Origin of the sequence: Cronobacter sp. EKM101R, assembly GCF_963888145.1 — a bacterium.
In the GTDB taxonomy this organism is placed as follows: Bacteria; Pseudomonadota; Gammaproteobacteria; order Enterobacterales; family Enterobacteriaceae; genus Cronobacter; species Cronobacter turicensis.
The window spans coordinates 287,893-310,187 of the sequence record NZ_CAWPHW010000023.1; the positions used below are offsets into that span (position 1 = coordinate 287,893).

23 protein-coding genes and 1 pseudogene are annotated in these 22,295 nt (G+C 59.1%); 8 read left to right on the forward strand and 16 right to left on the reverse strand.

The genetic code is table 11. The features are described from left to right. Nucleotides 1–230 precede the first annotated feature (230 nt). Nucleotides 231–458: a hypothetical protein gene (locus AACV31_RS13925; protein WP_075198182.1), complete on the forward strand. Its 228-nt coding sequence runs from the start codon at nucleotides 231–233 to the stop codon at nucleotides 456–458. A 175-nt stretch (nucleotides 459–633) separates the two neighbouring features. Beyond that, nucleotides 634–1,044: a Cu(I)-responsive transcriptional regulator gene (gene cueR / locus AACV31_RS13930; RefSeq protein WP_032974653.1), complete on the forward strand. Its 411-nt coding sequence runs from the start codon at nucleotides 634–636 to the stop codon at nucleotides 1,042–1,044. Nucleotides 1,045–1,046: 2 nt separating this feature from the next. On the opposite strand, the gene AACV31_RS13935 is transcribed toward cueR, so the two are convergent. The 8 genes and pseudogenes from AACV31_RS13935 to AACV31_RS13970 all read right to left on the reverse strand — a co-directional run bounded on the left by AACV31_RS13935 (nucleotide 1,047) and on the right by AACV31_RS13970 (nucleotide 8,491). After that, nucleotides 1,047–1,766 carry a DUF3142 domain-containing protein gene (locus AACV31_RS13935; protein WP_165153233.1) on the reverse strand — a complete coding sequence of 240 codons (720 nt, stop codon included), beginning with the start codon at nucleotides 1,764–1,766 and terminating at the stop codon, nucleotides 1,047–1,049. Then, complete coding sequence (locus AACV31_RS13940) at nucleotides 1,736–3,880, reverse strand: hypothetical protein (protein WP_165153235.1); 2,145 nt, start codon at nucleotides 3,878–3,880, stop codon at nucleotides 1,736–1,738. The genes AACV31_RS13935 and AACV31_RS13940 overlap by 31 nt, the downstream gene beginning before the upstream one ends. Before the next feature lie 93 nt (nucleotides 3,881–3,973). Beyond that, a complete protein-coding gene (locus AACV31_RS13945) occupies nucleotides 3,974–4,429 on the reverse strand; it encodes an NfeD family protein (protein WP_105539000.1) in 456 nt (151 codons plus the stop codon). Beyond that, nucleotides 4,426–5,343: an SPFH domain-containing protein gene (locus AACV31_RS13950; RefSeq protein WP_041923284.1), complete on the reverse strand. Its 918-nt coding sequence runs from the start codon at nucleotides 5,341–5,343 to the stop codon at nucleotides 4,426–4,428. Before AACV31_RS13950 ends, AACV31_RS13945 begins: the two co-directional genes overlap by 4 nt. A gap of 110 nt (nucleotides 5,344–5,453) precedes the next feature. Continuing rightward, nucleotides 5,454–5,594, reverse strand: a pseudogene (locus AACV31_RS13955) (tetratricopeptide repeat protein); the annotation flags it as partial. Nucleotides 5,595–5,606: 12 nt separating this feature from the next. Beyond that, a complete protein-coding gene (locus AACV31_RS13960) occupies nucleotides 5,607–5,939 on the reverse strand; it encodes a hypothetical protein (protein WP_165153237.1) in 333 nt (110 codons plus the stop codon). A 263-nt stretch (nucleotides 5,940–6,202) separates the two neighbouring features. Further along, a complete protein-coding gene (locus AACV31_RS13965) occupies nucleotides 6,203–6,541 on the reverse strand; it encodes a hypothetical protein (RefSeq protein WP_165153239.1) in 339 nt (112 codons plus the stop codon). A gap of 402 nt (nucleotides 6,542–6,943) precedes the next feature. Further along, entirely contained in the window at nucleotides 6,944–8,491 is a 1,548-nt protein-coding gene (locus AACV31_RS13970; RefSeq protein ID WP_255491215.1) for a YadA-like family protein, read from the reverse strand. A 367-nt stretch (nucleotides 8,492–8,858) separates the two neighbouring features. On the opposite strand from AACV31_RS13970, the gene AACV31_RS13975 reads away from it, so the two are divergent. Continuing rightward, nucleotides 8,859–9,191: a hypothetical protein gene (locus AACV31_RS13975; protein WP_075198174.1), complete on the forward strand. Its 333-nt coding sequence runs from the start codon at nucleotides 8,859–8,861 to the stop codon at nucleotides 9,189–9,191. Nucleotides 9,192–9,298: 107 nt separating this feature from the next. Here AACV31_RS13975 and AACV31_RS13980 read toward each other — a convergent pair whose 3' ends face one another. Genes AACV31_RS13980 through tesA form a run of 3 tightly spaced genes read right to left on the reverse strand, consistent with a single transcriptional unit; the run spans nucleotide 9,299 to nucleotide 11,640 of the window. Continuing rightward, nucleotides 9,299–10,153, reverse strand: a complete 855-nt coding sequence (locus AACV31_RS13980; protein WP_041923285.1) for a co-chaperone YbbN — start codon at nucleotides 10,151–10,153, stop codon at nucleotides 9,299–9,301. Nucleotides 10,154–10,211: 58 nt separating this feature from the next. Next, nucleotides 10,212–10,982 carry an SDR family oxidoreductase gene (locus AACV31_RS13985; RefSeq protein ID WP_165153241.1) on the reverse strand — a complete coding sequence of 257 codons (771 nt, stop codon included), beginning with the start codon at nucleotides 10,980–10,982 and terminating at the stop codon, nucleotides 10,212–10,214. Nucleotides 10,983–11,010: 28 nt separating this feature from the next. Further along, nucleotides 11,011–11,640 (reverse strand): multifunctional acyl-CoA thioesterase I/protease I/lysophospholipase L1, encoded by a 630-nt coding sequence (gene tesA / locus AACV31_RS13990; protein WP_038857952.1) that lies wholly within the window; start codon nucleotides 11,638–11,640, stop codon nucleotides 11,011–11,013. Here tesA and ybbA point away from each other — a divergent pair. Together ybbA and ybbP are read left to right on the forward strand one after the other, a co-directional pair. After that, entirely contained in the window at nucleotides 11,608–12,294 is a 687-nt protein-coding gene (gene ybbA, locus AACV31_RS13995; protein WP_007767829.1) for a putative ABC transporter ATP-binding protein YbbA, read from the forward strand. The genes tesA and ybbA overlap by 33 nt on opposite strands. Next, complete coding sequence (gene ybbP / locus AACV31_RS14000; RefSeq protein ID WP_165153243.1) at nucleotides 12,291–14,705, forward strand: putative ABC transporter permease subunit YbbP; 2,415 nt, start codon at nucleotides 12,291–12,293, stop codon at nucleotides 14,703–14,705. The genes ybbA and ybbP overlap by 4 nt, the downstream gene beginning before the upstream one ends. Here ybbP and mnmH read toward each other — a convergent pair. Beyond that, nucleotides 14,695–15,828, reverse strand: coding sequence for a tRNA 2-selenouridine(34) synthase MnmH (gene mnmH, locus AACV31_RS14005; RefSeq protein ID WP_165153245.1), 1,134 nt, complete (start codon nucleotides 15,826–15,828; stop codon nucleotides 14,695–14,697). The genes ybbP and mnmH overlap by 11 nt on opposite strands. On the opposite strand from mnmH, the gene AACV31_RS14010 reads away from it, so the two are divergent. Genes AACV31_RS14010 through AACV31_RS14020 form a run of 3 tightly spaced genes read left to right on the forward strand, consistent with a single transcriptional unit; the run spans nucleotide 15,827 to nucleotide 18,691 of the window. Beyond that, nucleotides 15,827–16,105, forward strand: a complete 279-nt coding sequence (locus tag AACV31_RS14010) for a hypothetical protein (protein ID WP_165153006.1) — start codon at nucleotides 15,827–15,829, stop codon at nucleotides 16,103–16,105. The genes mnmH and AACV31_RS14010 overlap by 2 nt on opposite strands. 58 nt (nucleotides 16,106–16,163) lie before the next feature. Then, entirely contained in the window at nucleotides 16,164–17,534 is a 1,371-nt protein-coding gene (locus AACV31_RS14015; RefSeq protein WP_165153247.1) for a pyridoxal-phosphate dependent enzyme, read from the forward strand. 11 nt (nucleotides 17,535–17,545) lie between these two features. Further along, a complete protein-coding gene (locus AACV31_RS14020; RefSeq protein ID WP_165153249.1) occupies nucleotides 17,546–18,691 on the forward strand; it encodes a trans-sulfuration enzyme family protein in 1,146 nt (381 codons plus the stop codon). Nucleotides 18,692–19,289: 598 nt separating this feature from the next. Here the strand turns inward: AACV31_RS14020 and purK are convergent. The 4 genes from purK to ppiB all read right to left on the reverse strand — a co-directional run bounded on the left by purK (nucleotide 19,290) and on the right by ppiB (nucleotide 22,215). Beyond that, nucleotides 19,290–20,357: a 5-(carboxyamino)imidazole ribonucleotide synthase gene (gene purK, locus AACV31_RS14025; protein ID WP_165153251.1), complete on the reverse strand. Its 1,068-nt coding sequence runs from the start codon at nucleotides 20,355–20,357 to the stop codon at nucleotides 19,290–19,292. Further along, entirely contained in the window at nucleotides 20,354–20,863 is a 510-nt protein-coding gene (purE, locus tag AACV31_RS14030) for a 5-(carboxyamino)imidazole ribonucleotide mutase (RefSeq protein ID WP_161589181.1), read from the reverse strand. The genes purK and purE overlap by 4 nt, the downstream gene beginning before the upstream one ends. Nucleotides 20,864–20,994: 131 nt before the next feature. Next, nucleotides 20,995–21,717: a UDP-2,3-diacylglucosamine diphosphatase gene (gene lpxH, locus AACV31_RS14035; RefSeq protein WP_165153253.1), complete on the reverse strand. Its 723-nt coding sequence runs from the start codon at nucleotides 21,715–21,717 to the stop codon at nucleotides 20,995–20,997. A 3-nt stretch (nucleotides 21,718–21,720) separates the two neighbouring features. After that, the gene (gene ppiB / locus AACV31_RS14040; RefSeq protein ID WP_007767850.1) at nucleotides 21,721–22,215 is read right to left on the reverse strand and encodes a peptidylprolyl isomerase B; all 495 of its coding nucleotides are present in this window, start codon (nucleotides 22,213–22,215) and stop codon (nucleotides 21,721–21,723) included. Nucleotides 22,216–22,295 lie beyond the last annotated feature (80 nt).

Below are 22,295 nucleotides of genomic sequence, written 5' to 3' on the forward strand. Positions count from 1 at the left end.
ACGAAATGTTTTCAACTGTCCTTAAGCGTAAACCTTCCATCAAGGGGAAGGTCAAGGTTTTAAATCACGGAGGGAAAGACGCGTGTATAAAAGTGTCCAGATAGCGACAGAAATCTGGGCAATGTGTCCGGTACGCACTGGAGAAGAGGGGGAAAGCGCAGGGCATTTCTGTTAGCGTGGTTCGCTGATAACTTCTTGTACATGCGCGAAACCAGTTTCTGGAAAATGTTATGAAATTTCTGAAATTATCGCTTTTTGCTGCGATCGGGGCGGTATGCGGCGCAGCGCTGATGCTGCTGATCTTGCCGGTGGTGTGTCGCGTAGTGGTGGGGCCGATACAGGGTGAAGATCAAATGTCGCAAAACTTTCTGATCTTTCTGGTAGGGACCCCGTTACTGGCCGTGGCGGGGGCGTTAGCGGGCTGGTTTCTCGGGAGAAAAGCGCTCGGGGCGCGTTAAGATAGCCGGCGACACTTTCTGCCAGCCCTTACGGGACGCCGTGCGTTATAATCCCATAGCAAAATGCCGGGATTACCGAGGTGAATAGCGCCTGTGGCGATTACGTGCGTAACCTGGTGGATTAACACCGTGCTTTACGGCACGGCGTCATTCAAACCTGCCTGAAGGGGGAAACGTGAATATCAGCGATGTGGCGAAAAAAACCGGGCTGACCAGCAAAGCGATTCGTTTTTACGAAGAGAAAGGGCTGGTGACGCCGCCGCTGCGCGGCGATAACGGCTACCGGACGTACTCGCAGCGGCATATCGACGAGCTGACGCTGCTGCGTCAGGCCCGGCTGGTGGGGTTTAATCTGGAAGAGTGCCGCGAGCTGGTGCATCTGTTTAACGATCCGGGCCGCCACAGCGCGGACGTCAAAGCGCGCACGCTGCAAAAGGTCGCGGAAATCGAAAGCCATATTGAAAGCCTGCGGGCGATGCGCCAGCAACTGCTGGATCTCGCCGCCGCGTGCCCGGGGGATGACAGCGCCGACTGCCCGATTATCGATAATCTCTCCGGCTGCTGCCATCGGCGCGCTGACGCGTAACGTCAGCGCCCGGCGTTCATTACGAAAATCACCGCGCCGCGATACCACGGCGACGCCGCAAGGGTTTTCTCCTGCGCGTTATCCCACTCGCCATTCTGGGCGATGCCAATTTTAAACGGAATGCGCAGGCCAAGCAGCGCGGGCAAATAGCGCGCGTAGCCCGGCACCGTGTGGCGACCCTGATAAGTCTGCACCACCAGTTCATCCACCGGCAGGGCGTTAAGCTGCGCGACGCTGCCGGTCTGCGCCCAGTCGAGCAGACCGGTCACGCCGAGCGCGAAACGACCGTCCAGCCGCGCCCGCAGCCGCGTTAAAAACTGCCCATAGTCGTCGATGCGCCGTGTCGCTGCGTCAAAATCAATCTGTAACCCGGTCACCCGATTTCCCGCCTGCGCCCAGCGCACGGGCAGACGGGCCAGCGTGTCGAGCGTGTCATCGGTGAGATCGAGCCGCTCAAGCCGCACGGTGAGCCAGAGGGCAGGCGCGCGCAGGCGGGCCACCGGCTGGCCGAGGCGCACAAACACGGGCTTGCCCTGGCGCGTCACTACATCGCCCTGATGAAGATAGATTACCTCAGCCTGACGCAGCGCCGCAGGCGGCCTGACGCCGGACCAGAGCCAGAAGGCCCGGTAGTCGGCGTCATTCGCCCGCGTTGCCTGCGCCCACGCGCTCGTTGTCGCCAGCAGCAGGCTTACCAGTAATATTTGAGCTGCTGCGCCCATGGGCTTCCCGGCCAGTTTTTCTTAAGCTGCCCGAACCAGGCTTTGCGTGTTGCTTTGTCGACATCCTCGCCGCCGCAGTCGTTATACCCTGACGGCGCATAACACATCACGGCGCGGTACAGCGCGTAGCTTTTATCTTCCGGTTCAGCTTTCGGGTTGGCGATCACCTGCTGGTAATAGTGCTGACGGTTCGGCAGCCCGACCGGATGTTCGGTACGGGTCACAGTATCAAGCGTGCTGTTGCCGCCGGTATCGCCCCACGGGTTAACCTGCGCGCCCGTCACCCGGAAAAATTCGCCCAGACAGTTCAGCGCGTGGCTGTCGTCAGGATGCGCCGCCAGCGTTTTCGCGGTCTTGTCGAGCGGCGTACAGGCGTAGCCTTCCGCCACGTCATCGCCTTTCCAGGCGAAGACTTTCAGACTGACGTCGCCGAACGCCTGTTCATCAAGCGGTTTGAGATCCCTGACAAGCGCTTTGTCCTGGAGATAATCCTGGTAGCGTCCTTCGGTCAGATGGCGTGTGAGCAGGGTGTGCAGCGCGATGGTGCGCTCTTCGTTATTCATGCCGTGCAGCGCCTGGTCTTTAAGGAGATCCAGCGGCGCTTTGGTTTTCAGCACCAGCGAGCGGTAGCGCAGGCCCGTCACCAGGCTCTGTGGCGCGAAAATCGCCGCGGTTTCGTTGTTCTCAACCAGCGCGGCCGCCAGTTTCATCTGCAACAGTTGCTGTTCTGCGCCCGGCTTTGCGGATTTCAGCAGGCGCTGCCAGTGGTCACGCGCGGCGGCCCACTGCTTCTGCGCGCCCAGCGCGTCGCCGTACAGCACCTGTTCGCTGAAGGCGAGAATATCGTTCTGCGGCACGCTGTCGGCAGGCTTAATGGCCGCCACGACGGCCGCATAATCCTGCTGCTGCCAGAACAGCCAGGCGTTTTGCAGATAGTTCCACTGCGCCATCAGTCCCGCTTTTTCATAGAACGGCTTGTAGTCGTCGAGCATCTGGCGCGTTACGTGCGGGTTTTTGTCGCCTTTACGCTCATACTCGCGCAGCCAGCGCAGCGTCTGGGTAAAGGTGAGCAGCGGCGCGTCCGGGCTGCTGACAAACCAGGTGTCGCCGCTGGCGTCTTTGCTTTGCAGTTTGCTGTCGTTCTCTAAAAGCAGCGCGCGCAGGGCGTCCGCGTCGGGGGCCGCTTTCAGCGCCTGCTCGTAGCGTGGGGCCAGCGCGTCCCAGTCCTGGAGATACCAGTAGATGCGACGCTGCATACCGCGTGCGGAGTCAGCGTAGTCGCCCTCCGGCCAGGCCTTCAGGTACGCATCGGAAAAGGTCAGCGCCTCGCGGGCGGCGTTTATGTCGATTTTGGTGGTATCAAACAGGCCGTAATCGTCGTCCACGGCGGTGGCGCTGCTCTGGTTAAGCGCCACGCGCATCAGCATATAGGCGGCGGTCTGCGCCACCCACGGCTGGTTGCTCGCCTTGAGCGCCGTAAAGCTCTCTCGGGCGGCGGGGTAGTCGCCCTGGTAAAAGGCGGACGCGGCGCCAAGATAAGCATCGAACGCGGCGGCGGCCGAGCCCTGCGGCGCGTTGAGGCTGTCGGGCGCGCTGTCCGGCGCCTGATAAATGCTCAGGCGGGCCTGCGCCAGATGCTGGCGCTGCGCGTCGGTAAGCGATTTCTCATTATTCAGCGCGGTCAGAAACGCGATAACGCTCTGCGAATTATTGGAGACGAAACGGTTCTCACGGTCCGCGTCGCTGAGCGTTGCGGCGGCCGGGTCGAGATGCATATGGGTCAGCAGCGTTGCCAGCGGGTCCGGCGCGTCGCCAGCCGCGGCGCCGGTGGCGGCAGCCTCAGCGGCCTCTTCTTCGTGGTAGCCAAAATGGTAATCGCGGGTAGCGCGCGTGTCGGCGGGCAGCGGCCAGACCGGTAGGGCGAAATGTTTCTGTTCGCTGATGAGGCGAATCAGGTTATCGCGGGTGTCGTTATTTACATTAAGCCAGGGCTCGCTTTGCAGTACGCAACCGGGCGCGCCCCAGGTGCAGTCTTCGATATCGGAAGAGGCCTGCGCGCAGAGCGTGGGCAGCGTCAGCAGCGCAAGGGCAATCCCTGTCAGTCGTAGCGTCATAACGTCGTTTCCTTGTGAATATTTTGTAAAAAAGCCTGCCCGGATCATGCCCGAACAGGCTTTTATTGAACAGTATTGTCTTGCGAGAATCGGTTATTGCGTGCGGCTGGCCTGTACGCGCAGGCGAATGCCGTCAAGCGCGACCACTTCCACGACTGTACCCGCCGGTAAATCGCTGTTCGCGATCACCGGCCAGACGCTGTCGCCGACGGTGATCTGCCCGCGGCCATTCTCCAGCGCCTGCGTCAGCGTAAAGCGCTGGCCGATAAGCTGCTGGCCGCGCTGGTTCAGCGCGTTGTCAGGCCGCGGCTGCGCCCGCCGTGACAGCCAGCGCCACCAGAGCCAGACAGCGATAAGCATGAACAGCGCGAAACTGACGCCCTGCCACTCCCAGCCCAGCGGCAGAAGCCAGGTGAGCAGCCCGGTCGCCACCGCCGCCACGCCGCTCCAGAGCAGAAAGCCGTTACCGCCGAGCATTTCCGCCGCCAGCAGCAGGCCGCCCAGGCAGAGCCAGAAAACGTGAGGGTGAGAGAGGATAAGCGTCATCATGGGCGTTTACGCTCGGTGCCGCTCTCTTTCATCAGCTCGGCGATGCCCGCGATCGAGCCCATCAGGCTTGAGGCGTCAAGCGGCATCATCACGACTTTGCTGTTGCTGGAGGAGCCAATCTGCTGGAGCGCGTCGGTATATTTCTGCGCCACAAAGTAATTCACCGCCTGAATGTCGCCCGCGGCGATCGCTTCGGAAACCATCTTCGTGGCGCGCGCTTCCGCCTCGGCCGAACGTTCACGGGCTTCCGCCTGTAAGAACGCCGACTGGCGTTCGCCTTCCGCTTTGAGGATCTGCGACTGTTTTTCGCCCTCGGCTTTGAGGATCTCCGCCTGGCGCACGCCTTCGGCCTCCAGAATGTAGGCGCGTTTGGTACGTTCGGCTTTCATCTGGGCGTTCATCGAGGCGATAAGCTCGGCAGGCGGGCGCACGTCGCGGATTTCGATACGCGTGACTTTAATGCCCCACGGGTTGGTGGCTTCATCGACAATATGCAGCAGGCGGGTGTTGATGCTGTCGCGCTGCGACAGCATTTCGTCCAGCTCCATCGAGCCGAGCACGGTACGGATGTTGGTCATGGTCAGGTTGATGATGGCAAGCTCAAGGTTGCTCACCTCATACGCCGCGCGCGGCGCGTCGATAACCTGAATAAAGCAGACGGCGTCGATAGTGACGTTGGCGTTATCTTTAGAGATAACTTCCTGCGACGGGATATCGAGCACCTGCTCCATCATATTGATTTTGCGGCCCACGCGATCCATAAACGGCACCACAAGATTCAGGCCGGGCTGAAGGGTTTTAGTGTAGCGGCCAAAGCGTTCCACGGTCCACTGGAAACCCTGCGGCACAATTTTGACACCCGCTAAAACGATAACCAGCGCGACGAAAATAAGAACGGGAATAATAAACAGCATCGAAACAACCTCCTGTTGTGTGCAATAGCGACTATTGTACCGCCTGCCAGCCCCGGGCGCAGCGCCCGAATCTGGCAGGGGAACGTCACGGCATCCTTGCCGGTGGGGGATCAGTAAAGCAGGGAGTAGAGCTGACGGCGATATTTCGATGCCAGCGCGTCACCGGTGCCCAGCGCGGCCAGGATTTCCTGGAACATCTTACGCGCCTGACCGTCGGCGGCGTTAAGATCTTTCTTCAGGTGTACGAAAAGCGATGACGGCGCTTAATGCATTTCAGACGGCGAGTAAGGCCCAGACAAGGATGTTTGAACAAGCGTGGATAAGGAGATCCTTTTCTGCCTTTCTCCTGCAATAGCGTCCAGCTCGTGTTCATATTGCCCGCTTGTCATTGCGTATAGCTGATAATCGGCATCTTCAGGTGTGGGGATTTTCTGAATAACAGTAGTAGCTGCAATACCCTCATTTGTAAACGGCCCCCCTTCCGATGTGCCATATTCCAGCGCCTGGATCATACAAGCCATATGATCTCCGAGCGCAATTTTTATAATCGTCACATTGCCTTTTACCGTAAACCAATAATCGAACATTTCAGACATGGCGTGCTTCTCTTAATTATCAAAAGAACCATCGTGTTGGCAGGAAATGACACGACGGCGTAGTATTTTAATAGCGTTACCTGATTACCTGGAGTGCGTCATGCCCTGCGTAGAAAGGCAATATTGCGCACCTTCAATAAGGATTTTATTAGACTGAAATACCGCATTCTGCGCCTGCGTATTCTGATCGATAGTTCGGATCAGAAAAAGCATGCATAGAATCAGCGCGCCAGTAACAATATAAATATCATACTGACGTCCGTTCATGGTTTCAGTTGCCCCACAAAAACCCCATTTTGCAGTAGCATCGCAACGCCATGCCTTTTGTAGTAGACCACCTGAAAGAACCCCTGGCTGAATGTCACTGCGTTAACAGTATCTTCGTCTACGACGCATGGTTTACCGTCCAGCCAGGCCTGAGTAAGGTTGTCGATTTTAAAGGTCACGCTATAGCCTTTATAAATGTTCGCTCTTTTATAGGCTGTCATTTTTACCGAATGGGGAGATCCAGTAAAAGTGCGCGCCGCTTGCACCGTCGTTGCACAGACAACAATGCTCGCGAGCATTGCTATTGCGTTAATATGTTTTTTGCGTAACGTCATAAAATACCTTTGTGAGGGTATTGCCCGAATAATGACGACTTCTTATGGCAGTCGTGCTGTTATTTATGTCAATTTCCCGTTCTGTTGTGATATCGGTTTGCTATCATTATTCTATTTACCCCTTTGTAAATCAGCCGAAATTGCGTAGCTGCTTTAAAAAGGCGGGGCGACTCCATTACCCCAAAGGACAAGGAAACACATCTTTTTTATAAGTTCATCAAAAAGCGCACCGCCATAATTCAGCATTATTGCCAGTGGTCATGGCTGTGCCCTGTTTATTTTCTTTGGATGATGAGTGTTTAGTACAGCGTAATGCTGCCTGTTCTTTTTACAGAATTACCATCAAGGTTTTTTAATAATTTAATAAAAGGCTGTCAGCGAGACAGGTTAATCTGGCTTGATTTACCAGCCAACAGACATGCCCGCGCCATACCCTACATTTTGCTGAGTATCATCGCTTAAGGTGGCTTTCACCGTCACGTTTTGTGCGGCGCGGAAAGAAACACCGACCGCTACCGCATTTTCGCTGTCATAACCTCCAACTCCCGCGCCGATCGCCACTGTTTGACTGTTCATCACCTGCGGGATATTGGCCATTGCCATTGCAGAAGAAGAGCCTGCAGCGGCTTCTCGGCGGTTATCGTCTACGGTTTGCCTGAGGCTGTTGAAGTTCTGATTGAGCTTAGCGATCTGTTGCGTGTTGTTGTCTACCTGCGCGGAGGTGGAACGAATCGCGACGTTATTGCTGCTAATAGCTGTGGATTCGTTAGTCGCGAGCGTCTGCATTTGCTCAGACCAGGCCTCGTTCTGAACGGCGGCTCTCATTTTTGCTTGTGCCTGCGTTTTCGCCTCTGCCATCGCGGTCACGTCAATTTTCTGTTGGAGAGCGCTCTGTTCCGCGGCGTGCCTGGCATTCACCATGTTCTGATAGCGCACGTTGGCGGTCTGAGAAAGCAGTCTGGCGTTGCCCTCAGCCGACTGGCTCACACGCGCTATAGTCTGGGTGTTACTGGTGATTTGCGACGTGTTAGCGGTGATATGCGCGGAGTTTTTTTCAATCGCCGCGGCATTATCTTTTATACCCTGCGCGTTAACAAGGGTATCGGTGGTGGTGCGGGTAAGACCGGACTCAAGATTCGTGATGCGGTGCATATTATCGATAACAACCCCATTCAGGCTGCTGATGTCTGAAGTGTTTTTATTCACAAGCGACATATCGGCGTCTTTACCGTTTTGCACGGTAACATGCTGGCTGGCAGTACGGTCGTGGTTAGCCTGCTCGCGCTGGATGCCATTGAGATCGCTTTGAACATTATGAATCGCACTAACCGTATTTGTCAGCGTACGCTGCTGGAGCTGATCGGTATGTTTGATGGTGGCAATATCAGCGGTGTTTTTCTCGATCGCGTTCTGGTGAACATCCAGAACATGATCCTGAGAGTCGTTAACTGAAGCGATATTTGCCATTTCAGCCGCATCTTTTTGAATGTTTACAGCGTTTTGATTGTTTTTCGCGGCGACATCATCAAGACGCTGATTAGTGACTTCAATCTGGGCTTCGTTACGGTCGATATTGCGCGTATTGATCTGAACAGGATCGGGTCTCGCGGCGGTTAATGGCGCTAATGCCGGCGCGCCATCCAGAGAATAATTCAACCCGTGACTTAACGTATCGACGTTGTGATATAAGCGGTAGTTCGCAATAAGATCTTCTACATCGCCAGCATGTACGCCGAGACGTTCAAGTCCCGCCACGGCTTCCTGATGGGCGTCATCAAGCTGGTTTTGCGGCGCGGTTAACGGCAATGAGTTATACACTTCTGCACCATGCATAAATTGCTGCATGGCTGCATCGCGCTCACCTTCAGAGATTGCTGCATGAGCGTAAGCCGCGCAAAGACTGGATATCGATACCGCCAAAACAGCAGCTTTCACCTTCAGGAATTTCATTTTTACGCTCCACAAAGTAAGTTGGTTTTCGTTTCTGTTAGGTTTTCAATATGCCCGAAAACAGAAACTAATCGAGTTTCTTAAAATGGAAATTACGCTCAGAAATATGTGAAGTAAAGCAGGCTGTGTGACGTGTAACATGCGAGCTGTATCTATAATAGATGCTAAATCGTTTCCATTGGAAACATAAAATCACCCGTGTCGCTTTGGGGGTAAATGTCAGAAAATGTAAAGAGTTGTTTTTCGGGTAAAATTATTCAGAACACATGTCCTGTTCAAAATCCGTTTCTATAAGTGTGTTAAAATGCGCTCTGTTTGCGCTAAATCAAGTTTCTAATGCGCACGTTTCAGGACAGGACATATCAATATGAACGATTTTGAGAAGATCTTTAGCGAGATGAACATCGACCGGGCGCTACTGCCTGTATTGTTTAAAGCCAACAGATCGACGATTCACAAATATCTTACCGGCGAGGTCGCGGTTCCGGCGTCGGCGATGTCAATGATACAGTTGCTTCAACTGGTGCAGAAAAGAAGCCCAGAAATCTTTGAAGAGTGGGCGGTAATCAGTGATTTTAATGTGCCGGGTGAAGTATATCTGAATGATGAGAACTACTGGAAAGGCTGGACGTGGGCGCAACATAAATTGCATCCTAAAGTGCTGCAATATCTGAAGGAAAGACATCCGGAAGTGAAGTAAAAGAACAGGGCGTAATGCCCTGTTTTTTTTGCCTTATTCCAGCCCCGGGCGCAGCGCCCGAATCTGGCAGGGGAACGTCACGGCATCCGTGCCGGTGGGGGATCAGTTCAGTAAAGCAGGGAGTAAAGCTGACGGCGATATTTCGATGCCAGCGCGTCACCGGTGCCCAGCGCGGCCAGGATTTCTTGGAACATCTTACGCGCCTGACCGTCGGCGGCGTTAAGATCTTTCTTCAGGTGTACGAAAAGCAACTCCAGCGCCTCTTCGTTACGCCCGACCTGATGCAGTTGCAGCGCAAGCTGGCTGGCGAGCTGCGCGTCATCCGGGTTTTGCTGCACCTGCTGTTGCAGCTGCTGGATTTCCGGCGTGTCCGCTGCCTGTTTCAGCAGGTCTATCTGCGCCACCAGGCTCTGATAACGGGTGTCCTGATCCTGCAACGGAATAGTTTTCAGCACCGCTTCGGCATCTTCAGAGCGGTTAAGGGCAATTTGAACCTGCGCCAGCAGAAGGCCGATTTCACTCGCCTGGTTCGACATCTGCCACGCGTCTTTCAGCAGCGGCAGCGCGTCGGCGTTTTTGCCTTCCTGCATCAGCGCCATCGCTTCCTGCGCTTTCAGCTCTTCTTCACGCGGCAGCACTTTATCGAGCAACGCGCGGATCGCTTCTTCCGGTTGCGGGCCCTGGAAGCCATCTACCGGCTGGCCCTGGCTGAACAGGTACACGGTCGGAATAGCGCGCAGACCAAACTGCCCGGCGATAGCCTGCTCGTTATCGCAGTCCACTTTCGCGAGGATAAACTGGCCCTGATACTGGTTCGCCAGTTTCTCCAGCACCGGCGTCAGTTGCTGACAGTGCTGGCTGCGATCGGACCAGAAATAGAAGAGCACCGGCACATTCATGGATTGCTCCAGGATCTGGTGCAGGTTCGCTTCGCTGAGATTGATAATATTCTGTTCGGACATGAGTGACTCTCTGTTGTCGATTTTCTTTTTACATGGGGGCGGGGCGCGCGCCTTCAACTTACCCGTGTAAAATTTTGTCCATCATTCGCGTCGGCAGTAGCCGTTTTAGTATGCCTACCGCGTGGGTCACCAGCGTGACCGGGTAGCGAATGCGCGGATTCGGGCTCTCAAAAGCATGGCGCACTTTGGCGACGACCGCCTCGGGGCCGAGCGTAAAACGCGCGGCGATGCCGGGGTTTTCGACCGGTTTGTCCGTCTGCGTCTGGTTGACGTTTTCCGTAAAGCGCGTGCGGATAGGGCCAGGCTCAATCAGGCTCACCTTCACGCCGCTGTAGCGCAGCTCCATGCGCAGCGCGTCAGACCATGCCTCCAGCGCATATTTGCTGGCGGCGTAGGCGCCGCGTCCGGGCGTGGAAATTAACCCCATGACCGAACTGGTATTGACGATGCGCCCTTCGCCGTGCGGCAGCATCGCGGGCAGCAGCAGCATGGTGAGCTGATGCGCGCCGAAAAAGTTGGTGGAGAACTGCTGTTCCATCTGCGCGCGGCTGATGGTGGAGAGCGGCCCGTAAACGCCGTAGCCGCCGTTATTGAAAATCCCGTACAGCCGGTTATTCGTCAGGCGGATCACCTCCTGCGCGGCGGCCTCCACGCTCTGCGGCGAATCGAGATCGAGTTCGATGCCGGTAAAGCCCAGCGTGTTCATCCGCGCCACATCGTCCGGTTTACGGCAGGCCGCGAGGATCTGAAACCCCTGGCGGCGCAGCTCGTGCGCGCAGGCAAGACCGATACCGCTGGAACATCCTGTAATTAAGAGTGATTTTTGCATAACTTTACCCGCTCAGCGCCCCGCAGGGTTATGAGTCGTGTTTAACTAAAGGGGCCAGTCGCTGCGCCATCCAGTCGGCGATAAACGGCTGGGCGTCGCGATTGGGATGAATGCCATCGTCCTGCATCCACTGCGGTTTGAGGTAGACCTCTTCCATAAAAAAGGGCAGCAGGGGGATGGAAAAGGATTGCGCCAGTTCCGGGTAAATCGCTTCAAACGCCTGATTGTAGCGGCGTCCGTAGTTCGCTGGCAGTTTTATCTGCATCAGCAGCGGCTCCGCGCCCGCGGTTTTAACCTGTTCTATGATTTTCCTGAGCGTGGCGGAAAGCGTATCCGGCGGAAACCCGCGCAGGCCGTCGTTGCCGCCAAGCTCGATCAACACCCAGCGCGGCTGATGCTGTTTAAGCAGCGCAGGCAGGCGCGAAAGGCCCTGCTGAGCGGTGTCGCCGCTGATGCTCGCGTTCACCACGCGCACGTCGCGCTGCTGCCATTTATCGTTCAGCAGCGCAGGCCAGGCGGCATCCGCCGCCATACGATAACCGGCGCTCAGGCTGTCGCCCAGCACCAGTAACGTGTCCGCCGCGGCGGCGCGAAAGCTTAATAACGCCAGTAACAGGAAAGGGAAATGCCAGCGGAAAACATTCTTGAAGTTCATCATCTTAATAAATCCGTCGGTCAGGGGGAACACGCACTTTCCATCCTTACCGGAGTTGAACTGGTTGTCAAACCGGGCCAGAGCATCGCGCTGGTGGGCGAGTCGGGCTCCGGCAAGTCAACGCTGCTGGCGATTCTGGCGGGGCTGGACGACGGCACCAGCGGCGAGGTGCGCCTGCTGGGCGAGCCGCTGCACCAGATGGATGAAGAGGCGAGAGCGCGGCTGCGCGCGCGGGATGTCGGCTTTGTGTTTCAGTCGTTCATGCTGATCCCCACACTTAACGCGCTGGAGAATGTCGAACTGCCCGCGATGCTGCGCGGCGAAACCGGCAAGGCCAGCCGCCAGCAGGCGCAGGCGTTGCTGGAACAGCTGGGGCTTGGCAAACGCCTCGATCACCTGCCCGCGCAACTCTCCGGCGGCGAACAGCAGCGCGTGGCGCTGGCGCGCGCGTTTAACGGCCGCCCGGCGGTGCTGTTTGCCGATGAACCCACCGGCAACCTGGATCGCCAGACGGGCGATCGCATCGCCGATCTGCTTTTCTCTTTAAACCGCGACAGCGGCACGACGCTGATTCTCGTGACGCACGATCCTGAACTGGCGGCCCGCTGCGATCGCACGCTGCGGCTGCGCGACGGCAAGCTGTGGGAGGAAGCATGACGGCCCGCTGGTTCTGGCGCGAATGGCGCTCGCCGTCGCTGCTCATCGTCTGGCTGGCGCTGAGCCTGGCGGTGGCCTGCGTGCTGGCGCTCGGCAACATCAGCGACCGCATGGAAAAAGGCTTAAGCCAGCAGACCCGTGAATTCATGGCGGGCGACAGGACGCTTAAGAGCTCCCGCGCGGTGCCGCAGGCGTGGCTCGATAAAGCCGGAGAAGAGGGTCTTGCCGTCTCACGGCAGCTCAGTTTTTCCACCATGACCTTCGCCGCTGACCGCCCGCAGCTGGCGAGCGTTAAGGCGGTGGATACGCGCTACCCGCTCTACGGCACGCTGCAAACGCGCCCGCAGGGGCTACTGCCCGCGCCGGGCACGGTGCTGCTGGCGCCGCGCCTGATGGCGCTGCTTGGCGTGAAACCTGGCGATCCGGTGGACGTGGGCGACGCGACGCTGAAGGTGGCGGGCGAGGTCATCCAGGAGCCGGACAGCGGCTTTAACCCGTTCCAGATGGCCCCGCGGCTGCTGATGAATCTGGCGGATGTCGAACAGACCGGCGCGGTGCAGCCCGGCAGCCGTCTCACCTGGCGCTATAAATTCGCAGGCGAGCCTGAGGCGCTCGCGCAGTATGAACGCTGGCTGCTGCCGCAGCTTCAGCCGGAACACCGCTGGACCGGCCTTGAGCAGGACGACAGCGCGCTCGGTAAATCGCTCCAGCGCTCGCAGCAGTTCCTGTTGCTTTCGGCGCTCCTGACCCTGCTGCTGGCGGTGGCCGCGGTGGCGGTAGCGATGAGCCACTACTGCCGCAGCCGCTACGATCTGGTGGCTATTCTGAAAACGCTGGGCGCCGGACGCGCGGCGCTGCGCAAGCTGATTGTCGGCCAGTGGCTGATGGTGCTGCTGCTGGCGACCCTCACCGGCGGGGCGGCAGGGCTGATTTTCGAAGCGATCCTGATGCGGTTGCTTAAACCGGTGCTACCTGCCGCGCTGCCGGAAGCGAGTTTCTGGCCGTGGCTGTGGGCCGTGGGCGCGATGGTCGTGATTTCGCTGCTGGTGGGCGCGCGGCCTTATCGCTTGCTGCTCGCGACGCAGCCGCTGCGGGTGCTGCGCCGCGACGCGGTGGCGAATCTCTGGCCGCTGAAAATCTATTTGCCGGTGATGGCGCTGATTGTGGTGGCGCTGCTTGCCGCGCTGATGGGCGGACGAATGCTGCTCTGGGCGGTGCTGGCGGGCGCGGTGGTGCTGGCGGCGCTGTGCGGGCTCGCGGGCTGGGCGCTGCTGTGGGGAATGCGTCGTCTGCGGCTGCGCTCGCTGGCGCTGCGTCTCGCGGTCAACCGCCTGTTGCGTCAGCCCTGGCAAACCCTGAGCCAGCTTGCGACGTTTTCGCTCTCTTTCATGTTGCTGGCGCTGCTGCTGGTGTTAAGAGGCGATCTGCTCGACCGCTGGCAGCAGCAACTGCCGCCGGAAAGCCCGAACTATTTTCTGATTAATATCGCACCGGAGCAGCGCGACGCAGTGAAAGCGTTTCTGGCGGAGCATCAGATTATCCCGCAGGCGTTTTACCCCATCGTTCGCGCGCGGCTGACGCAGATTAACGGCAAGGCCACGGCGGGCAACGAGGATGAAGCGCTCAATCGCGAGCTGAACCTTACCTGGCAGGCGGAACGCCCGGAACATAATCCGATTACCGCAGGACGCTGGCCGCCGGGGCCGGGCGAGGTTTCGATGGAAGAGGGGCTGGCGAAGCGCCTGAATATCGCGCCTGGCGACAGCGTCACGTTTACCGGCGACACTCAGGCGTTTACGGCGGAAGTGACCAGCCTGCGTAAAGTGGACTGGGAGAGCCTGCGGCCTAACTTTTTCTTTATCTTCCCGCCTGGCGCGCTGGACGGGCAGCCGCAGAGTTACCTGACCAGTTTCCGCGCTGACAAGGCCGATACTATGCTGACACAGCTTAACCGGGAGTTTCCGACGGTGAGCGTGCTGGATATTGGGGCGATCCTCAAACAGATAGGCCAGGTGCTGGAGCAGGTGAGCCGCGCGCTGGAGGTGATGGTCGTGCTGGTGACCGCCTGCGGCGTGTTGCTGCTGCTGGCGCAGGTGCAGGTGGGTATGCATCAGCGCCGCCAGGAGCTGGTGGTCTACCGCACGCTGGGCGCGGAGAAAAAACTGCTGCGCGCCACGCTCTGGAGCGAGTTCGCGCTGCTTGGCCTGGTGGCGGGGCTGGTGGCCGCCATCGGGGCCGAAGTGGCGCTTGGCGTCCTGCAAACCCGCGTATTTGACTTCCCGTGGGAGCCGGACTGGCGGCTGTGGGCGATGCTGCCGCTCTGCGGCGCGCTGTTATTGTCGCTGTGCGGCGGCTGGCTTGGCGTGCGGCTCCTGAAAGGCAAAGCGCTGTTTCGCCAGTTTAACGGCTAGCGCAGTAGCGGCGGCGCAGCCAGGCGTCCACCTGCTGGTAGTCGCCGCGAAACGCGATGTGCTGCGCTTTTTTCTCTAACTGATAGCGATACATCGGGTCGTAATAGCCCTCCAGCAGCGGCGTAAGCCAGGCGAAGTGGCCGTCGGTATCGCCGGTACGCTGCTGGCGGGCCAGCGCGGCGGCCTGTAGCGAGGCAAGCTCGGCGTAACGCGCGAGCCCGAGACGGCGACGAATGGCGTAAAGCCCGTGGTGCAGGTAGTCGCCGTAAGCGCGCCAGCCTGCGGCTTCATCGCCGAGCGCTACCTGAAACGCGGCCTGCATCTGCACAAAATACTCCTCACGCAGCCGCTCCAGACGGCGCTCCAGCGGCTCTTCGACCACAACCACCGGCGCCTCTAGCATCTGTTCGCGCAGCACGGCGGGCAGATGGTTGGCGCCTATCATTTTGCCTTCGTCTTCCAGCACCCAGAACGGGTTACTGAGCGTCGTCCAGCGGGCATGATGGTTAAGCATCGCGGCGGCGAGATGGTTTTCAAAGCTGGCCTGCGCCCGTTGCGGCGTCAGCGTCCGGCCAAACGACGAGCCGCGGTGATGCGCCAGCCCTTCCAGATCGATGCCCGTCGGCAGCGCTTTTACCAGCTGCGTTTTGCCGCTGCCGGTACAGCCGCCAATGAGCACCATCGGCAGACGGCTTAAGCGATCCGTGGCGTCCATGGCCGCCTGGCGCAGCCGTTTATAACCGCCTTCCACCAGCGGATAGTCGATGCCGCGCTCGCGCAGCCACTGCTGAACGATATGGCTGCGCATCCCGCCGCGGGCGCAGCAGAGATAGCCCTCAGGATGATGCTCACAGGCGAGACGCCATGCGTTAAGCCGGGCTTCACGCGTCTCGCCGCATACCAGACGGTGGCCGAGCGCCAGCGCAGCCTGCTGGCCGTGCTGTTTGTAACAGGTGCCCACCGCCGCGCGCTCATCGTTATTCATCAGCGGCAGATTGAGCGCCCCCGGCATAGCGCCCTGCGCAAACTCCACCGGCGCGCGAACGTCAATCAGCGTGACGCCGCGCGTGAGTAGCGCCAGCGCGTCGTCGCTGTCTGGCCGCCGTCCTGCATCCTTTTCCATGTTCTTCTCGCTTTTTAAAAACGCCGCTATTGTACGCCGCTCACTCTTGCCGGGGTATACGGAAAACGCGCCGGGCGGCTTCGATAAATTCCGGCAATCTAAATGCGCAAACCGGCAAAGCGGGGCATGTGCGACTGAAAAAAACGGTGAAAATCGCAGCGAAAATGCGTCGTTCAGCCATCGATATTTCCGGACGACTTTACCGCTCGCCTTCTTTACCGCCAGAACAGCACAGAATATTCCATCTGGTTCTAACGGGCCGCGAATGATTCTTTAACCACGCAAAAACGCAGTCCTATCATTTGGCCATTCTCTGATGACCGGATAAACCGACCATGTCGATAGTCGATTCTGTAACCTCTCTTATCGGCCAGACGCCGCTGCTGCGCCTCGCAAAGCTCGATACCGGCCCGTGTGAACTGCTGCTGAAACTGGAAAACCAGAACCCCGGCGGCTCCATTAAAGACCGCGTGGCGCTCTCGATGATTAACGAGGCCGAACGCCTGGGGCGGCTTGCGCCTGGCGGCACCATCATTGAGGCCACGGCGGGCAATACCGGCCTTGGCCTTGCGCTTATCGCCGCCCAGAAGGGCTACCGGCTGATTCTGGTGGTGCCTGACAAAATGAGCCGCGAGAAGATTTATCACCTGCGCGCGCTGGGCGTGGACGTGCGGCTCACCCGATCGGACGTGAACAAAGGCCACCCGGCGTATTACCAGGATTACGCGCAGCGCCTCGCCGATGAAACGCCCGGCGCGTTTTATATCGACCAGTTCAATAACCCGGCCAACCCGCTGGCGCATCAGACCACGACCGCGCCTGAGCTTTTTGCGCAGGCTGACGGACACATTGACGCCATCGTGGTGGGCGTCGGCTCCGGCGGCACGCTCGGCGGGCTACAGGCCTGGTTTCTCGAGCACTCTCCCCATACCGAATTTGTGCTCGCCGATCCGGCAGGATCGATCCTGGCCGATCAGGTTGAAACGGGGCGCTATCACGAGGCGGGATCGTGGCTGGTGGAGGGCATCGGCGAGGATTTCATTCCGCCGCTCGCGCATCTGGAGGGCGTCCGGCAGGCTTTTCGCGTGACCGACGCCGCCGCGTTCGCCGCCGCGCGCGATCTGCTGAAAATCGAAGGGGTGCTGGCGGGCTCTTCCACCGGCACGCTGCTGGCCGCCGCGCTGCGCTACTGCCGCACGCAGACCACCCCGAAGCGCGTGGTGACCTTCGCCTGCGACAGCGGCAATAAATATCTCTCGAAAATGTTTAACGACGACTGGCTGCGCCAGCAGGGGCTACAAACGCGGCCCGCCGTGGGCGATCTGCGGGATTACATCGCGTTTCGCCATGATGAAGGCGCGGCCGTGACCGCGGCACCCGATGACTCGCTCGCGACGGTGCTCGCCCGGATGCGGCTTTACGATATCTCGCAGCTTCCGGTGCTGGCGCAGGGGCGCGTGGTGGGCATTGTCGATGAGTGGGATCTGCTGACCTTTATCCGCGGCGACAGCCAGCGCTTTCTCACGCCCGTCTCGGCGGCCATGAACCGCGAGGTGGTGACGCTCGATAAAAGCGCCAGCGAGCGGGAACTGTTTGAGGTTTTCGAACGCGGGCTGGTGGCGGTCATTACTGACGATACGCGCTTTCTCGGGCTTATCACCCGCACCGATGTGCTGAACCGCTGGCGAAACCAGCTTGAATCATAAGGAGTTTTATCATGGATAAATTCGCAACGCTCAGCGTGCACAGCGGCACGCATCACGATCAGCATGGCGCGGTGATGCCGCCGATCTACGCCACCTCCACCTACGCGCAGCCCGCGCCCGGCGAGCATACCGGCTATGAATATTCGCGCAGCGGCAACCCGACACGCCACGCGCTGGAGCGCGCCATCGCGGAGCTGGAAGCGGGCAGCCAGGGGTTCGCGTTCGCCTCCGGGCTGGCGGCGATTTCTACGGTGCTGGAGCTGCTCGACAAAGAGAGCCATATCGTGGCGGTGGACGATGTTTACGGCGGCACGTACCGGCTACTGGAAAACGTGCGTAAGCGCACCGCGGGGCTGACCGTTTCCTGGGTGAAGCCGGACGATCTCGCGGCGCTGGAGGCGGCGATCCGCCCGGAAACCCGGATGATTTGGGTCGAGACGCCGACCAACCCGCTGCTGAAACTGGCGGATCTGGAGGCTATCGCCGGGCTGGCGCGCCGCCGTGGGGTGATAAGCGTGGCGGACAATACGTTTGCGTCGCCCGCGATCCACCGCCCGCTGACGCTTGGGTTTGATATTGTGGTGCATTCAGCCACCAAATACCTGAACGGCCACTCGGACGTGGTGGCGGGGCTGGCGGTAGTGGGCGATAACCCTGAACTGGCGGAGCAACTGGCTTATTTGCAGAACGCCGTCGGCGGCGTGCTCGATCCGTTCAGTAGTTTTCTGACGCTGCGCGGCATCCGCACCCTGGCGCTGCGTATGGAGCGCCACAGCGCCAGCGCGCTGAAGATTGCGCAGCGGCTGGCGCAGCATCCGCAGGTGGAAAAGGTGTTTTTCCCGTGGCTGGAGAGCCACCCGCATTATGCGCTGGCGCGCCGTCAGATGGCGCTTGCGGGCGGTATGATTTCCATCGTGGTGCGTGGCGATGACCAGCGTGCGGCGCAGGTGATTAAAAAGTTGCGGCTCTTTACGCTTGCCGAGAGCCTTGGCGGCGTAGAGAGCCTGGTGAGCCAGCCGTTCAGTATGACGCACGCCTCGATTCCGCTTGAGCAGCGGCTGGCGAACGGGATTACGCCGCAGTTGATTCGGTTGTCGGTTGGGATTGAAGACGCGGAGGATTTGCTGGCGGATCTTGAGCAGGCGCTGGAGGCATAATGTTGGCCCGGCGGGTGCGCTGCGCTTACCCGCCCTACGGGTATTGGCAGCGGTGAAATGGTAGGGTGGGTAAGCGCAGCGCACCCACCATTCAAACCCCCACCATACCCAATAGAAAAGTGAATGGTAGGGTGGGTAAGCGCAGCGCACCCACCATTCAAACCCCACCACACCCAATAGAAAAGTGAATGGTAGGATGGGTAAGTGCAGCGCATCCACCGTTCAAACCCCCACCACACCCAATAGAAAAGTGAATGGTAGGGTGGGTAAGCGCAGCGCACCCACCATTCAAACCCCCACCACACCCAATAGAAAAGTGAATGGTAGGGCGGGTAAGCGCAGCGCACCCGCCGTTCAAACCCCACCATACCCAATAGAAAAGTGAATGGTAGGGTGGGTAAGCGCAGCGCACCCGCCGTTCAAACCCCACCATGCCCAATAGAAAAGTGAATGGTAGGGTGGGTAAGCACAGCGCACCCACCGTTCAAACCCCACCACATCCAATAGAAAAGTGAATGGTAGGGTGGGTAAGCGCAGCGCACCCACCGTTCAGGCACTCGCGACACCCAATAAAAAAGCACCCCGCAGGGTGCTTTTCTTATCGTAACAGCGCCTGCGCCCAGGCGATGCCGCTTGCGTATTCCGGCGGCAGCAACGGAGCGAGCGCTTCCAGCGTGGCGTCAATCAGCGTCGCCTCGGCATCGCTCAGATTCAGATGCCCGACTTTACGCCCTTCACGCACCTCTTTGTCATACCAGTGCAGATGCACCAGCGGCAGCTTCAGCCAGTCATAGTTCAAATCGGTACCAATCAGATTCACCATGACCGACGGGCCGCTCACTACCGGCTGCGGCAGCGGCAGGCCGGTCACGGCGCGCAGATGCAGCTCAAACTGGCTGATGGACGCGCCGTTTTGCGTCCAGTGGCCGCTGTTATGCACGCGCGGCGCCAGTTCGTTAATCAGCAGGCCCTGCGGCGTGACGAAACACTCCATCGCCATCACGCCCACATAATTCAGCTCGTCCATAATCGCGCGCAGCATCGCTTCCGCCTGCGCTTGCTGCGCGGCGTTCGCCTGCGGGAACGCGACGCTGGTGCGCAAAATGCCATCCTGATGCAGGTTATGGGTCAGCGGATAAAAGACCGCGCTGCCGTCATGGGCGCGCGCGCCGACCAGCGACACCTCGCCGGAAAAGTTAATGCCCTGCTCGACGATGCACTCGCCGTAGCATTCGGCGGGCAGCGTATCGGTCTCGTGTTCGCGCAGACGCCACTGACCGCGGCCGTCGTAGCCGCCGGTGCGGCGCTTGACGATAGCGAGCTCACCGAGACGCGCAAACACCTGCGGCCATTCGCTGCTGCTTGCCAGCAACTGCCACGGCGCGGTGGGGAGATTCAGCTTATCGAGCAGCTGTTTCTGGGTAAAACGGTCGGCGATAAGCGGGAAAACGTCGCGGTTCACGAACGCGTTATGGCGCGCCAGCTCGCGGGTCAGGGCGGTTTCCGGCCAGCGTTCAATTTCCGCTGTGATAACGCTCTGCGCGAACGGCACAGCCTGCGGATCGGCATCCAGCCCTACCGGCCAGACGCGAATGCCAAGCGGCTCGCCCGCCTGGCGCAACATTCTGCCCAGTTGGCCGTTACCCAGCACGCATACCTGCTTCATGCCTCACCCCGCGGGTCCGGATTCTCCAGCACCTCGTCGGTTTGCTTCTGACGCCAGTTTTCAAGGCGCGCCAGCAGCGCGCTGTCGTGCTGCGCCAGAATCTGGGCGGCCAGCAGGGCCGCGTTCGCCGCGCCCGCTTTACCGATAGCCAGCGTGCCGACTGGAATGCCGCGCGGCATCTGGACGATAGAGTAGAGGCTGTCCAGACCGCTCAACGCCGCGCTCTGCACCGGCACGCCCAGCACCGGCACCAGCGTTTTCGCGGCAATCATGCCCGGCAGATGCGCCGCGCCGCCTGCGCCCGCGATGATGACCTGAAACCCGTTCTCCTGCGCGCGCTCGGCGAAGCTGAACAGTTTATCCGGCGTGCGGTGCGCGGAGACCACTTCAACATGGTGAGGAACATCCAGGGCATCGAGAATTTCTGCGGCAAACTGCATGGTGGCCCAGTCGCTTCTGGAACCCATGACGATGGCGATACGCGCCGGGGTGTGGCTGGAGGACATACGTCTCAAAACTCCTGTGGTCAGGCGGCAAAATCAACGGGGTCGCCGTTACGAGGGCCTTGAGAATATCATGGAAAACAAACAAGGAAAACGGTTGCGTAGGCGTGAGAGCGGCAAAAAACGCGGGGGAATCAGAACGGAAAGACTACCAGTTCGACATCGTCGGGGGTGACTTTGATCATTGACCCTTCGCTGTGCCAGGCGCCTAACACCACGCGGTGCGCGGGCTTGCCGTTCGCCTCAAGCGTGTGCACGGCGGGGCGGTGGGTGTGACCGTGAATGAGCCACTGCACCTGCTGGCGTTCCATGGTATCGACCACCGCCTGCGGGTTGACATCCATGATGGCGAGATCTTTCTGGCTGTTAGAGGCTTTGCTGCCGGCGCGCATGCGGGCGGCGATACGGTGGCGCAGTCGCAGGGGCAGCGCGAGGAAAAGGGTTTGTAGCCACGGTTTATGCACTTTGGCGCGAAACGCCTGATAACCGGCATCGTCAGTGCACAGCGTGTCGCCATGCATGATCAGCACGCGTTTGCCGTAGAGATCCAGCACTTGTTCTTCCGGCAGCAACTGCATGCCGCTTTCGCGGGCGAAGCGACGGCCGAGCAGGAAATCGCGGTTGCCGTGGATGAAATAGCAGGGAACGCCGAATTGCACGAGCGCGCGCAGGGCGGCGGCTATCTCGCGGTGCAGCGGTTGCGGATCGTCATCGCCGATCCAGGCTTCAAAGAGATCGCCCAGGATATAAAGCGCGTCCGCTTCACGCGCGGTACCGGCTAAAAAACGCAGAAAACCGGCGGTAATCGCCGGTTCTTCTGGGCACAGATGAAGATCTGCAATAAAGAGCGTCGCCACGAATTACTCGCTGACGGTTACGCGCTCGATAATCACGTCTTCTTTCGGCACATCCTGATGCATGCCGCTGCGGCCGGTGGATACGCCTTTGATTTTATCAACCACGTCCATGCCTTCGACCACTTCTGCGAATACGCAGTAGCCCCAACCCTGCAGGCTTTCGCCGCTGAAGTTCAGGAAGTCGTTATCTGCAACGTTGATGAAGAACTGGGCAGTCGCGGAGTGCGGCGCCTGCGTGCGCGCCATTGCCAGCGTGCCGCGGGTGTTCTTCAGGCCGTTGTTGGCTTCGTTTTTGATAGGATCTTTGGTGCTTTTCTGCTTCATGCCCGGCTCAAAGCCGCCGCCCTGAATCATAAAGCCATTGATTACACGATGGAAAATGGTGTTGTCGTAGAAACCTTCGCGGCAATATTCCAGAAAGTTTTTTACCGTTTCCGGCGCTTTGTCATCAAAGGTCTTGATTACGATGTCGCCGTGATTGGTGTGAAAAGTAACCATGTCTGCATCCTGTTTTGTTTCAGTGGTGCTTCGGCTTCCGAAAGAAGCCACAGTAGGAGGCTGTTATAGCATAACTTACC